Below are 13,458 nucleotides of genomic sequence, written 5' to 3' on the forward strand. Positions count from 1 at the left end.
TGCCGGTGCTCCACCAAACGCTGCATTTTGTCATGCCTTTGACTCGAAGGTCTCCGAGCGGGGCGGGCCGAACGGGCGATTGGCGTCGCGAGAGACGGGACGACCCCGGGATGGCGTCGTGCCCGGCCGACCGTACGCACTCCTGGCGCCGCCATGGACCACGCTCCGGACACCGGATTCGGCAGTCACGCCCGGCCGTTCAATTCCCAGGCGCTGACCTGTGGCGCACCAGTATGATCTGCTCACCGCTCGCACATCTGTACCCATCGGGGTGCCGTTGCGGGCGTTCAGAGGGAGGGATCACTTGACCATGTTCCTTGGCGCGAGAGCGCGTACGGTGCTCGCCGCTCTCGGGGCCCTCGGCCTGGCGCTGGCCGGCGCGGCGACCCCGGCACAGGCGGACGGGGGGACGCTCACCGCACCGACTCATCTGTTCAACGGGTACAGGCACTGCTCGACCGATGCGGACCGGCCCTCTTACCGCTCGGCCCGCGAAGGTCTGATCGTCCAAGGCATCCCCGGGGTCACGGAGAACACGGGAGGCTCCCGCGTCGGCGTGCGGTTCCAAATGTGGCCGGTGGCCGATCCTTCGAACATCACCACGGTCACTCGCGAGTACGCCACCCCCGGGTTCGAGGCTGCCGCCACCCTGCCGGCCGGCGCGCTGGCTGACGGGCAGAGCTACGCGTGGCAGGCGCAGACGGTGGTCGGGGAGGCCGCCTCGGACTGGACGACGCCCTGCTACGTGACTGTCGACAACAGCAAGCCGACGAAGGCCCCGACCATCACCTCGTCGAACTACGCCGCCGAGACGTGGAACGAGGGCGGCGAGCCGGTCGAGTTCACACTGAAAGCGAACGGCGACACCGACGTCGAGGGCTTCGTGTTCTCCTGGCAGTCCGTGTTTCCGGTGATCGGTACAAGCATCGGTGAGTACGGCATCCCGCAGCCCGTCGACCCGTACGCCACCACGGAGTACCGGATACGCGCCGACGGGCTCGGCGGTTCGGCCACACTGAGTCTGGTGCCGCCGAACGCTTCCGGTCCGATGACGCTGTGGGTGCGGAGCCTGGATCGCGCCTACAACGCGTCGGACATCGCCCGGTACGACTTCAGCATCAATTCCACGGCGCCCCGTGTGTCATCGGCGGTCCCGCGACCCGAGTTCGGTCAGCCGACCGAATTCACCTTCCGTCCGGATCCCGAGCTTCAGGCGAAGAGCCCCGTCGTGAGCTACTCCGTCAAGACCATCGGCGGTCGGACCGACAGGACCTTCGACATCACGGCGCGGTCCGACGGAACAGCGACCACGGAGCTGGCGCTGGAAGGCCTCTTCGGTGAGAACCTCCGGGTGACCAGCAAGAGTGCCAACGGCTGGGTCAGCGACGAGGCGTGGTGGGGCATCAGCTACGACACCACTCCCACGGTCTCCTCGGACACCTACCCGGAAGACGGCTCGGGAGGTGGCGTCGGCGTGCCGGGCACCTTCACGTTCGCGCCCAAGGTGAAGGACGTCGTGAGCTACACGTACACCTTCAACAACGGTGACCCGGAGATCACGGTCCCGGCGGGCTCCGATCATCACGCGAGCATCGAGTGGACCCCGGCCACGGATGGCTGGCATGACCTCACGGTCTACGCGACGACCCGCTCGGGCCTGCAGCTGACACCTTATGACTACTTCTTCACCGTGAACTGAACCAACCCGACTGAACCACCCAACCCGGCTTTCACCCCCATGGCGTGGTCCGGGCCGGCGGATTGCTCCCGCCGGCCCGGGCCGCGCCCCTTCGAGGCGCCTACTCCTCGACCAGCAGCTTCTCCCGCAGCTGCGCCAGGGTGCGGGCCAGCAGCCGCGAGACGTGCATCTGCGAGATGCCGACCTCCTGCGCGATCTGCGACTGGGTCATGTTGCCGAAGAAACGCAGCAGCAGGATCCGCTTCTCGCGCGGCGGGAGATCCTCCAGCAGCGGCTTCAGTGATTCCCGGTAGTCGACGCCCTCCAGGGCCTCGTCCTCGGCGCCGAGGGTGTCCGCGACCGCCGGGGACTCGTCGTCGGTGTCCGGCACGTCGAGGGAGAGCGTGGAGTAGGCGTTGGCCGACTCCAGGCCCTCCAGGACCTCCTCCTCGGAGATCGCGAGCTTCTGCGCCAGCTCGTGCACCGTGGGGGAGCGTCCGTGCAGCTGGGAGAGTTCCGCGGTGGCCGTGGTCAGGGCCAGCCGCAGCTCCTGGAGCCGGCGCGGGACGCGGACCGCCCAGCCCTTGTCCCGGAAGTGCCGCTTGATCTCGCCGACCACCGTCGGTGTCGCGTACGTGGAGAACTCCACGCCGCGGTCCGGGTCGAAACGGTCGACGGACTTGATCAGTCCGATGGTGGCGACCTGGGTCAGGTCGTCCAGGGGCTCACCGCGGTTGCGGAAGCGGCGCGCGAGGTACTCCACGAGCGGCAGGTGCATGCGGACCAGCCGGTTGCGCAGCTCCGCGTGCTCGGGGCTGTGCGGCGGCACGCTGCGCAGGTACGTGAACAAGGCGCGTGCGTCGCCGCGGCCGGTGGCCGCCGGCGGCTGGTGCCGGGGTACCGGTTGCGCCGTGGCCCGCTCCTTGACCCTGGCCAGGACGGACTCCACCTGGTCGCGTGTCGCCAGCAGCGCTCCGAGTACCTCTTCGCCGGCCAACAGGATCTCGCGCAGTGCGGCTGCGTCGTCCGCATCCTGGTGGTCTGTCCATACCAGGAGTGAAGACGAACAGGACGTCTGCTTCACAGCCGGGGGCGGCCGCGAAGGCGTGTGGGGTATGGGGCGGCACCGCGAGGAAGTCTCCTCGGTCTGGCCGGGCTGGATGTCGGCGGCTGACAGGACGGTGACTTCCTCGCCCACCAGTACTTGCAGCGCCCCGCTGATCACGAAGAACAACTCTGACGCACGGGTGTGGAAGTGGGCCGGCGCCCCTGCCGCGCCCCTCGCGAAGGTGGACCGGTAGCTCGTGAAACCCCCCGCGGCGGGGTGCGAATCCGCCAGGAGGGTCATCACGCTGCTGGGGTCGGCGCATGTCTCGGCAGTCGCACGACGGGCCAGCACGGCGGCGGGCACGGTGTGGGTCGCGGACTCGGCGGGTGTCGTCTCGTTCATGGTCATCGCTCCTTGAGGTGTGCGAGGTCATCTCGCGCAGTTGGGGCCGGGGCGGGGCGGGGTGTGTCAGCCGCCCCACGTGATCAGGGTCGCGAGGGCGGGCCCGAAGGCACCGCCCAGCTGATAGCAGAGGTTGAACAGTCCGATCGCGGTCGGGCGTTGGGCGGCCGGTGCGGCGTTGGCGGCCCATACCGCCAGCGTCGCCTGGCCTGCACTCGCCGCGAAGACGGCCAGCGTCGCAACGAGCAGGAGGGACGGCGCCCAGGGGGTCAGTACGGCGGTACACGGGGCGAGCGCCGCGGCGGTGAGCAGGATGGCCAGGATGCGCGGGCGGCCCATCCGAGCGGAGGCCGCGGTCAGCGCCATGGAAAGCGCTGAGCCCGCGAGGAGGGCGACCAGCTGGCCGGTGCCGATCGCCGCGGCCGACCAGCCGGTGCGGTCGCCCAGCAGCCGCGGGACGGTGAACAGCAGCGCGAAGTACGAGGTCGCCAGGGCGCAGGCGAGCAGCGCGGAAAGGACGAACGCCCGGGTGCGCAGCAGCACTGCCGGGACGAAGCCCATGGGGTGGCAGCGGATGTGCGCGGCCAGCAGAGCGGCCGTCACCGTGCAGGCGGCAACCGCCGGGAGGGGGTAGCGCGGGACGAGTACGAGGGCCGTCACCGCCGCGACGAGGAGGGCGGCGCCCCGGCCGTCGAAGGAGGCCGACTGCGCGGACGGGGGCGCGGGCGGGCACGTGGCGGCGTGGTGGCTGATCGCGGGCACGGCGAGGAGTGCGAGCGTTCCTACCGCGAGCGACATCCGCCATGAGGCCAGGTCCGCGAGTGTGGAGCCGATCAGAGGACCGGCCGCGCCGAACGTGCCGAAGCCCGCCGTGATCAACCCCATGCGGCGGACCGAGCCCGCCAGGCTCATCGCCACGGTGACCAGGCCGGCGCCGCCGATCGCCTGGGCAGCGCGGCCTGCCATGGCCAGCGGCAGCCAGGGCGTCACGGCGATGAGCGCGGTCCCGGTCATGATCAGGGCGGTGCTCAGCCTCAGCGTGCTGGTGAGCCCGCCGCGGCGCAGCAAACCGGCCATGAGCGGGGTACCGACGGCCATGGCCCAGGCGAAAACGGTGACCAGCCACGTCGCCGTCGGCGTCGGGACGCCGAGCGAGTCAGCCATGCCGGGGAGGATCAGGACCGGGCCGTTGGCGCTCGCGGCGACCGGAGCGGCGATCAACACCAGCCAGAAGGCGGGGACTTGGCGCGACACCGGCTCCGCTTCGGTGAGCGGTGCCCGGGTGCCGGGGTGTAGTGCGAGCTGGGGCATCGAAGGCGCCCGCCTCTCTCTCATCGTTGATAATCTCAACGTTGAGATAAAATCACCTGGATCCTCTCAACGTCAAGTGTCTTAACATTGAGAGGAACTCGTGGAGAGGGCAGCGAATGAGTGACGTCGTGGACGTGATCGTCGGACAGTGGGCCAAGGAGCGCCCCGATGTGACGGACGACCTGTGGCCGGTGCAGATGTTCGCAAGGATCCAGCGGCTCGCCCGGGTGATCGACAAGTCCGCCAAGGACACGGCCGCCGCACACGGAGTGGAGCACGGAGAGTTCGACGTGCTCACCACACTCCAGCGCTCCGGGCCTCCCTACACCCTCACGGCGGGCGCTCTCCTCAAGGCGTCCATGGTGACCTCGGGCGCGATCACTAACCGCATCGACAAGATGGAGGCCAAGGGCCTGGTCGAGCGGGTACGGGAAGGCACCGACCGGCGTACCGTCAAGATCCGCCTCACCGACCACGGACACGCGGTCACCCGGGCCGCCTTCGCCGACCACCTGGCGAACTATGCCGACCTTCTCGCCACCGTGGACCGCGACCTGGTCGACAGGACCGCCGAGGGTCTGCGGGAGGTGCTGCTGGCCCTGGGCGACACCACATGAGAACCGCACGCACCAGACCGGCCAGGCCACGGCGAGCCGGCGCTGCTGCCGGGAACGCCAAGCCCCAGGCCGCTGAGCTCACCGGCCTTTGGCAGCCCGGGTGACACCGGGCCCGGAGCTGATGCGGGCGGCCCGGTTAGCCCGGTTGACGAGGCTGTGACCGCGGTCGGCGTCACTCGTCCCCGGGCGACGCACGTGCACCGGTCCCTGCGGTCCTCGGCCCTTCCGGCGCAGGCCGCGAGCCACGTCCGGCGCCCTGTGGTGGCAGATGGGCCGCTGATCCACGCCCCCCGGGGATGAGGGCCGCTCCATGTCCAGCCTGATGTCAGGCGGCGCTGAAGTCGTGGGCGGGGCCGTCGCGCCACTCCACCCAGCGCGTGTCGTCCAGAAGGGCTTGGGGGTCGGCGATGCCGACGCCTTCGAGGAACAGCACGAGGTCGTGGTCGCTGTAGGCGATGCCGAGGATCTCGTCCCGTCCCCGACGGTGAACCGTGACGCGCCGGCCCCCGGTCAAGGAGGGCCGGTGCACCACGATGGGAGCACTGGTCACACCTCCAGCGTGCTTCCAGGGCCGCGCACGGGCGAACGGAGGGGTCCTGGGCCCGGCCGGGTAAGGCAGGAAGACCCTCACCGGCGGGGCCGAGAAGGCAACCGTGCCAGGCTGGAAGAGGTCAGCACGAGCCGCCTCTCATGCCGCGAGGTCCGCGCGCTCCTCTCCCTTTTTCTCCACCCCGAGCGAGGCATACCAGGACGCCACGGACAGGCCGATGGAGGCGAAGGCAGCGGCGTACGCGTGCTCGGAGCGCAGACCGCGCTTCGGCGCGGTTCGCTGCAAGGGGCCTCGCCGCGCCGTGTGCGAGCTCAACGCGTTTCGCTGCGCAGATACTCGGTGAGCGCCGTGCCCGGGTCGAACGCGGCGTCGCGGTCGTTCATGCGGAACCTGCCGAAGCTGCCCAGAACCACTGTCACGTCCTGTTTGAGACCTTCGGCGATCACACCTGGCCGCTCAACGGTGCCGAACAGGGCATCGCATACCCGTTCCACGTCCTCGGCCGAGATGCCCTCGGCCCGGCCTGCGGTCGCCTCGATCATTCGCGCCTTGTCCACACGCTTCCCCTTTCGTCCAGCGGTTCAGCGGTTCAGCGGCCAACGTTCCGCCTTCCACGGCGGCCCTACAGGCCGGCAGCGCGCAGTGCAAACCGGACGCTCCCGGTGAGGCTCCGCGGTTGCGAGAGCCCACGCCGGCCGCACGGGAACGGACCGCACATCGGCTCTTGGTTGTCGATTCAGGGCTCGTAGCGCCAGCAGATGCATTTGCGCCGTTAATTCGCAAATGCCGCCCAAGAGGCCCTGGTACCGCATGGGTGGCGCTGCTGCCTCGGCTGCGAAGGGAACTGACTCGCTCGGGAGCCGGTCGGCCGAGGGGAGGGACCGCCCCAACCGCCAGGCAGAGCGCCTCGAGACAGGAGCAACCGGGGCAGGGCTGGCAACCCACGCCTCACCCACTCCCCGCCCCCGGAATGCCACGACCACCACCGCGTCCTCTCGGTGACACACTCCCCCGTGGCGTGGACACCACCGGAATCAATGCTTCGCTCTTCTACATATCTGACCTGGGGTGGGTACCTGCCCCGCCGTACGGGAACAGCGAGTGGGAGTTCGGGGCACGAACGTGGAATGGGTGCGAGGCTGCAGGGCATGGCTGCGCAGGGCGTGGGATGCGCCCGGGCACGTACCTGCCCCGCCGTACGGGAACAGCGAGTGGGAGTTCGGGGCACGAACGTGGAATGGGTGCGAGGCTGCAGGGCATGGCTGCGCAGGGCGTGGGATGCGCCCGGGCACGAGCGGAACATGGCGCTCCTGGTGGGCAAGAGCGCGTTGGCGGCGACGCTGGCGTGGTGGCTGGCGCAGGACGTCCTGCACGCGGCCTCGCCGGCGTTCGCGCCGTTCTCCGCCGTACTGATCATGAATGCGACGATCTACCAGTCCGTGTGGCAGGCGTTGCGCTACACCGCCGCGGTCACCGTCGGGGTGGCCGTGCAGGCGGCCGTCGGATTCGTCGCCGGACCGGACCTGCTCGCGTTCGTCCTGGTCGCCGTGATCGCCCTCACCATCGGGCAGTGGCCCGCCCTGGGTGAGCAGCGCTCCCAAGTCGCCACCGCGGCCTTCTTCGCCTTCTCGACCTACGCCGCCGCGGCCGGCACCGGCGAACGGGTGACCGAGCTCGGGCAGATCGTCCTGCTGGTCCTCGTCGGTTGCGGTGTCGGCCTCCTCGTGAACCTGACCGTCGCGCCGCCCCTGCGGTACCGCGGCGCCGAGCATGGTCTCCAGGTCCTGGCCGCCGAGATCGAAAGCCTGCTGGACGACATGGCCGACGGCCTGTGCACGGGCGACGTGGACGCCGGACGGGCCAAGCAGTGGCGCGCCGCCGGTGAGAGCGCGCAGCGTGCGGTGGGGCAGGCACGGGCAGGGCTTGCCACCGCGGAGAACAGTCTCCCCTTCAACCCGCGCCGCCTGCTGCCCGCCCACCGCCGATACCTGACGTTCGGCCGGTACAAGCAGAGCGTCGACGCCCTGGAACGGGCGGTCTACCAGCTGGGCTCCCTCACCCGCAGCCTGGGGCGCTGGCGCGAGACGGAGAACACCTACACCTACGCCCCGACGCTGCGCGCGTACGCGCGTTTCGCGAGCAGTCTCCGCGACATCGCCCACATCATGGCGTCCCTCGAGGCCGACAGTCTCACCGAACAGGCCGAACAGATGTGCCACCTGGCCACGCTCGCCCAGGACGCCCTGCAGAACGTGCTCACGGCGGCGCACGACGACTCCCTTCCCCTCTCGGACGCCTCCCGGCCCTACGGAGTCCTCGTCGTCGAGGCCACCCGGCTGATGGAGGAGTTCCAGAACACCTGTGACGTCCTGAAGTCCACCGCCGACGAGTGACACTCGGTGACAGGGCTATCGGGCCCTCGCCCGGTGCAGTCGTCCCTCAGTCCGGCAGGGCGCGTCTCAGGGCTTCGTCCAAGCGTCGCGCCAGGTCCCCGTCGCTGGGCGGGTCGTCGGCGAAGAGGGCGCTCAGCTCGGTGGTGAAGGTCTGGGTGAAGGCGCCGTACAGCGGGGTGCGGGGGCGGTGCACCGCCTTCTGGAGGGCTGGGAGCAGGATGCCGCGGGCGTACTCCGGGCGGCCGGCCGCGTCGCGGGGCACGGTGTCGGCGCTCTCCCCGGTCGGCGCCGCCGAGGGCGTCGCCGTCCCCACCGCGCACGTCACGGCATCGTCCGTGTAGGCGGAGGTACGCGTCGCCGCGAAACCGGCGTCCAGCAGGCAGCGTTCGCTCTCCTTGCCGGTCAGGTACTCGATCAGGTCGGCCGCCTTGGTCCTGCGCTGGGACGCCGCGGTCACGGCGAGGTTCTGGCCGCCGAGGACGGCCCGGCCCGGCAACGCGGTCACACCGAGCCGGTCGTCGCCGGGGAACGACTGGTGCAGGGCGGGATACACGTACGGCCAGTGGCGCAGGAAGGTGGTGCGGCCCGCGGCGAAGTCACCGAGGGAAGCCGCCTCGTCGGAGCCGAAGGCGTCCGGGAGCACGTACGCGGCCTCGGTGCGACGGCGCAGCTCGCCGATGCCCTCGGTCAGCTCCTCGACGGTGGCGTCGTAGTGGCCGTCCTCGCCGGTGAGCGTGAGGTCCGGTACGGCCGACGCGAACGCCTCCATGGCGTTGACCGTCCGCCCCTCGTACGCGGCGAGCTGGGTCGTCCAGCCCTTGTCGTAGCCGTCGGGCTTGTGGTCGCCGACGGCGTTGATCAGCGTCTTCAGTTCCGGCCAGTCCAGGCCGCCCGTCAGGTCGGTCTGCTCGACGTCCGCCTGGCTCAGGTGGTCGCGGCGGTAGTAGAGCAGGCCGACATCGCTGTTGAAGGGGGCGGCGTAGACGTTTCCGTCCCAGCGGGCGGTGCTCGCGACGGGTGCGATGACGTCGTCGTCGAGCAGTGACTCGGGCAGGGGGCTGATCAGGTCCGCTGCGGCGAATTCCGGGACCCAGGTGACGTCGAGGTTGACCACGTCGTAGGCGGCGCTGCCGGACTGGAGCGCGCCGAGCAGTTGGCTGCGCTGTTCGTCGGCGCTGCCGGGGAGTTCGACCAGTCGGGCCCGGTAGCCGGTGCCGGCTTTCTCCTGCTCGGTGTTCCAGGCGTCGATGAGCCGCTGGCGGACGCCGTTCTTGCCGGTGACGTCCCGGCCGCTGGCGACGACGATGTCGCCGGGCACGTCGGCGGAGGGCGGCGCCGCGGGTCCGCTTCCGCCGTCGCCGCCATCCCCACTGCACGCGGTCGGCAGGAGCAGGCACAGCGCCGCCGGCAGCGCCGCCAGCCGCCGCCGGCACTGTCGTCGTAGCGGTACTTTGCGCATCAGGTCTCCCCCGTTCCGGTGCGCGCGACCTCGTCGTGCAGGGCGGCGCCGAGATCGTCGTCGGCGTCCAGGCACCGGCCGCCGCTGGCCTCGGAGAGACGGGCGTCCGGCTTCCCCGCGTCGCAGCCGCCGCCCTTGAGGGAGACCATCGCGACCGGCAGCCCTCGCGCGCGGGCGATGTCCAGGAGGTTGCCGAAGCCGTCGCCGGCGAGCCGGTCCGCGTCCTCGTCGTCGGTGACGAAGACGATCAGGCCGGGGCGTTCGTCGTCGGCGTCCCGGACCTCCATGGCGTCGAGAGCGGCCCTCAGCGCCCCGAGCGGGTTCGCCTCGGCGTCCCGGACCCGGGCCCCGCGGTCGATGGCGCGCTCGGCGTCCTTGCCGGAGTGCGGGCCGAAGGGAAGCAGGGTGTCGTAGGTGTCCTCACCTGCGTCCGACACCGCCCACACGGCGTACTCGTCCCGGTCGCCGAGCCCGCCCAGCGACTGTTTCAGCAGGCCCGGCCCACCGCTGGGCCCCTCCCACTGGCCGGCCATGGAGCCGGAACTGTCGAGCAGGAACAGCACACGGCCGGGCCCGTTGGCGCCCCGGTAGGCCTCCAGCGACGCCTCCATCGCGTCCCGTCCGGCGGACTCGGTGAGCGGCGACGGCGCCCTCAGCACGCCTTGGGCGACCTCGGTGGAGTCCGGCAGAGCCCGGTCGCCGGCGGCCGGGCGGAAGCCGTCCCGGGCGAAGGTCACCCGGCCGTCCTCCCCGGTGAGCCACGCCCGGAAGGCCTCCGCCTCACGGTCCCGGTCGTCCACGTCGCGGTCGGCGCCCTGCCAGCGGACGCGGACGAAGACCGGCTCCAGACCCGGAACGTCACCCGGGTACTGGGCCATGCGCGGGGTGCGGCGCGCGCTGTCGCAGCCGACGCCGCTCTTCAGGAGGAACTCGGGGACGAGGGCCGCGGTGCGGTTGTCGACGGCGTCGTCGTCGGGCAGCGTGCACAGCAGCTCGGCGGCGGTGGGGGCGGGCGGCCCGGACTGGGCGACCCGGTCCTCGGCGCGGCGGGGGTCAGGGGCACCGGCCGCGCCCGGGGTGCCGTACAGGGCCATCGTGGCCAGCAGTCCGGTGTCGGTGAACTCCGGGTCGGGGCGGCGCACCGCCGCGTCCGCGTGCCGTCGCCGCAGGTCGTCGATCATCCGGGTGAGCGGGGGGCCGGTACGGTCGTCCAGCTCGTCGACGGCGATGCCCTGCGGGACGGCGAGCACCACGGGAGAGTACGCGAAGGGCTCCTGGTCGGCGTCGAGTTCGGCCACGGCGTCGGTGTCCTGCCCCGCGACAACCCGGGCGGCGTCGGCCGGGGAAGCGGGTATCCACACGTCGGGCTGCGGGCCGACGTCACGCTGCGGGTTGGTGTCGGCCTCGCGGGGTTCCTGCCAGGCACCGGTCTGCTTGCGCAGGGCGGTGACCGCGTCGGCGGCGCCCGCGCTGTAGACGGTGATGCCGCTGCGGCGGCAGCCGTCGCCGGTGATGTTCGCCTCCGACGTCAGATACGCGTCGGCTGCTGCCCGGACGGTCGGCTCCAGGTCGGGGTCGGTGAGCACCCGCAGTTCCAGGGACGGGGCGCAGGAGGAGGGGCCGCCGGTCAGCACGAGGTGGCGGTAGAACCCGATACCGAGAGCGGTGACGGCCAGGACCAGCATGACAACACCCCCCGCGACCAGCCGCCGCGCCCGCCGCCACTCCTGCCCCGTACCGTTCTCGTCTCCCGAGTCGCCCGCCTGCACATCGGGGTTCCCGGCCCGGCCCTGGTCCTCCCGGGCGCCGGAGTCACGCCTACGACCGATCAACGCGGCCCAGGCTGCGCCCATACCGCCCAGCCATCCGACCAGAACCGCCCCGACCCGGCGGAGACGCCCAGGGCCGGGGTCGGGGGCCCACGGCCCAGAGTCGGGGCCGGGGCCAGGGCCAGGGTCAGGGCCGGGGTCAGGGTCAGGCGCGGGCGGGGTTCCGGTCCCGCCAGCCCCGGTGGCGAGCAGCACGTCCATGCCGGGCTCGGCACGGCCCTCCGGTTCCCAGGCGTCACCCCGTACCGTCCGGTGACCCGCAGCGGACATCCCAGCCCGCAGGTCGTCCACGAGGTCGCGGAACGACACGTCGCCGCCCGATTCCAACAGCTTCACCAGCTCGGCGGTGAACGGCGTCGGCGTGTCGGGATCGCCCGCGTCGATACGGTGATTGGGCTGCACACTCATCAGCAGCAGCCGCCGCTTGTCAGGAGTCTCCGGGCGGACCCAGGCGGCGTTGCCGGCGAAGCAGCAGTCAAGGACGACCACGATCCGCCGGGCCGAACTGGCGGTGAGCATCGCCTGCGCCAGGCTGAACAGCACGGCACCCGGGAAGACCGCGTGACCGCCCGCGACCACGCGTGCGTTGCGCATCTGCAGGAACAGCTCGTCGCCCGCGTTCGGGATCGCCCCGTGCCCGGCGAAATACAGCAGCAGGACACCGTCGGCCTCGCTGGCCGCCTTCCACAGCTCCTGGTCGAAAGTGCCCTGGTCAGGAGAGCGACAGACCGTGATCTCCCGCTCAGCGAACACACCGCCGTGCCGCAGCGCCTCCGCCAGCCGGTTCAGGTTGTGTTTGACCGCGGGCAGGTCGCCGGGCACACCGTCCGGCGGCGCCGTGTTGTCGTACTCGGACACTCCGACCAACAGCGCCCGGTTCGCCTTCCCCCGCGAGTCGTAACCGGTCACCGGAGGCCTACCTGTCGTCGGGTTGCACCGGCTCGACGCGCACCTGCGGCGGATCGCCTTCCTCCACCGCACGACGGTTGGCCCGCCAGGCCTCCACCGACCGTCTGACCTGGTCCACCACACCCTGGAACATCGCGCCCGCAGCACCCCCGAGCACCGCCACGACAATGTCCATGCCGGTGCCCATGGGGGCACCCGCCTCGCCGGTACGGCTCTGTTCAGTGATCCGGAGCTGGTCGCTCCGGGCCAGATCAGCGAGCGGTTTCTCCCGTTCCAGCCACTTGTGCAGGGCGACGATGTCAGTCGCCCTCTCGGTCCCGTCCAGCCGGATCCGGATACCGCGCGTCACCACACCGTCCCCCTCAGCCATAACTCACCATCATGACACCCCTGTTGCGTACAGGCGAGGATTCGCACACCGCCACCCGACCAGACACGCGAGGAGCACACCCCGCCCCCACCGCCCGGGACCACATCCCGCACGAGGGCAGGAGCACTTCGCCCTGCTCTTCATGGGCATCGCGGGCCGTCTGGGAGCCCACCCGTTCTTGGCTCCCGGACAGTCCGGCTCAGCGATAGCCTGCGTCATCATGATGCGCGCTTGGATCTTGCCGATGGTGTTCGTGCTCTGCGGCTCAGCCGTCGCGACTCGACCGGTCCTCACGGGGGACCCCGGCACTGGCGTGGCACTCCTGCTGGTGTTCCTGGTGCTCGCCGGCGTGCACTCGCCGCTCGTCTTCCCGAGGTCGACCGGTGCGCGCGAGGCGCAACGCCGCGCCGCGGTCGACGGCCGGCCGGTCGTCTACTGGCGGCCTGGCTGCAAGTACTGCATTCGACTGCGCTTCCGGCTGGGCCGCAGCGCCCGCCAGTTGCACTGGGTCAACATCTGGCGCGACCCCGCGGCGGCCGCAGCGGTGCGGGATGCCAACGACGGCAACGAGACCGTACCGACCGTCGTCGTGGCGGGCCGCCCGCACACCAACCCCGCGCCGGAATGGGTGCGCGAGCAGCTCCTGCCTCACGCGTGATCCGACATCCCGATCGACCGCGGCCAGTCGACGCGTCGAGGCTCTGGCGACTGTCGTGACTCCCGGGTGGCCCACAACATGGCAGCAGGCTTCACCAAACGTTCGTGCATCCCGGCGCGGACGTCGGCGCCGTCCAGAACGTGGCCCGGGGGCGATGCCGCGGACCCGGTCGGCCGCGAGGCGGCCTGGCAGACCAGCTTGCGTGACACCGTGTGAGCCGGGCGCCGTGCACGG

The 13,458-nt window shown here is 71.1% G+C and carries 12 protein-coding genes; 4 read left to right on the top strand and 8 right to left on the bottom strand.

The window, feature by feature from the left end; genetic code table 11:
• Nucleotides 1-310 precede the first annotated feature (310 nt).
• On the top strand, nt 311-1,699 hold the full coding sequence (locus ACZ67M_RS16525) for a hypothetical protein (protein WP_469852037.1): 1,389 nt from the start codon (nt 311-313) through the stop codon (nt 1,697-1,699).
• 100 nt (nt 1,700-1,799) lie between these two features.
• On the opposite strand, the gene ACZ67M_RS16530 is transcribed toward ACZ67M_RS16525, so the two are convergent.
• Nucleotides 1,800-2,732, bottom strand: coding sequence for an RNA polymerase sigma factor SigF (locus tag ACZ67M_RS16530; protein ID WP_469852039.1), 933 nt, complete (start codon nt 2,730-2,732; stop codon nt 1,800-1,802).
• Nucleotides 2,733-3,194: 462 nt separating this feature from the next.
• A complete protein-coding gene (locus ACZ67M_RS16535) occupies nt 3,195-4,439 on the bottom strand; it encodes an MFS transporter (protein WP_392101798.1) in 1,245 nt (414 codons plus the stop codon).
• A 116-nt stretch (nt 4,440-4,555) separates the two neighbouring features.
• Here ACZ67M_RS16535 and ACZ67M_RS16540 point away from each other — a divergent pair, with 116 nt between their 5' ends.
• Nucleotides 4,556-5,056, top strand: coding sequence for a MarR family winged helix-turn-helix transcriptional regulator (locus tag ACZ67M_RS16540; RefSeq protein WP_392101796.1), 501 nt, complete (start codon nt 4,556-4,558; stop codon nt 5,054-5,056).
• A gap of 325 nt (nt 5,057-5,381) precedes the next feature.
• Here the strand turns inward: ACZ67M_RS16540 and ACZ67M_RS16545 are convergent, their stop codons facing one another.
• From ACZ67M_RS16545 to ACZ67M_RS16555, 3 genes are all read right to left on the bottom strand, one after another.
• Nucleotides 5,382-5,606: a hypothetical protein gene (locus tag ACZ67M_RS16545; RefSeq protein WP_392101794.1), complete on the bottom strand. Its 225-nt coding sequence runs from the start codon at nt 5,604-5,606 to the stop codon at nt 5,382-5,384.
• Nucleotides 5,607-5,744: 138 nt separating this feature from the next.
• Nucleotides 5,745-5,891, bottom strand: a complete 147-nt coding sequence (locus ACZ67M_RS16550) for a hypothetical protein (RefSeq protein WP_392101917.1) — start codon at nt 5,889-5,891, stop codon at nt 5,745-5,747.
• Between the two features lie 26 nt (nt 5,892-5,917).
• Nucleotides 5,918-6,163 (bottom strand): hypothetical protein, encoded by a 246-nt coding sequence (locus ACZ67M_RS16555; RefSeq protein ID WP_392101792.1) that lies wholly within the window; start codon nt 6,161-6,163, stop codon nt 5,918-5,920.
• A 744-nt stretch (nt 6,164-6,907) separates the two neighbouring features.
• On the opposite strand from ACZ67M_RS16555, the gene ACZ67M_RS16560 reads away from it, so the two are divergent.
• Nucleotides 6,908-7,999: an FUSC family protein gene (locus ACZ67M_RS16560; RefSeq protein WP_361364297.1), complete on the top strand. Its 1,092-nt coding sequence runs from the start codon at nt 6,908-6,910 to the stop codon at nt 7,997-7,999.
• Between the two features lie 46 nt (nt 8,000-8,045).
• Here the strand turns inward: ACZ67M_RS16560 and ACZ67M_RS16565 are convergent, their stop codons facing one another.
• Genes ACZ67M_RS16565 through ACZ67M_RS16575 form a run of 3 tightly spaced genes read right to left on the bottom strand, consistent with a single transcriptional unit; the run spans nt 8,046 to nt 12,566 of the window.
• Nucleotides 8,046-9,458 (bottom strand): extracellular solute-binding protein, encoded by a 1,413-nt coding sequence (locus ACZ67M_RS16565; protein WP_469851388.1) that lies wholly within the window; start codon nt 9,456-9,458, stop codon nt 8,046-8,048.
• Nucleotides 9,458-12,196: a substrate-binding domain-containing protein gene (locus tag ACZ67M_RS16570; RefSeq protein WP_469851389.1), complete on the bottom strand. Its 2,739-nt coding sequence runs from the start codon at nt 12,194-12,196 to the stop codon at nt 9,458-9,460. Before ACZ67M_RS16570 ends, ACZ67M_RS16565 begins: the two co-directional genes overlap by 1 nt.
• Before the next feature lie 7 nt (nt 12,197-12,203).
• Nucleotides 12,204-12,566 carry a hypothetical protein gene (locus ACZ67M_RS16575; protein ID WP_361364305.1) on the bottom strand — a complete coding sequence of 121 codons (363 nt, stop codon included), beginning with the start codon at nt 12,564-12,566 and terminating at the stop codon, nt 12,204-12,206.
• A gap of 220 nt (nt 12,567-12,786) precedes the next feature.
• On the opposite strand from ACZ67M_RS16575, the gene ACZ67M_RS16580 reads away from it, so the two are divergent.
• A complete protein-coding gene (locus ACZ67M_RS16580; RefSeq protein WP_392238268.1) occupies nt 12,787-13,224 on the top strand; it encodes a glutaredoxin domain-containing protein in 438 nt (145 codons plus the stop codon).
• Nucleotides 13,225-13,458 lie beyond the last annotated feature (234 nt).

The organism is Streptomyces sp. NPDC107500, from assembly GCF_055582785.1.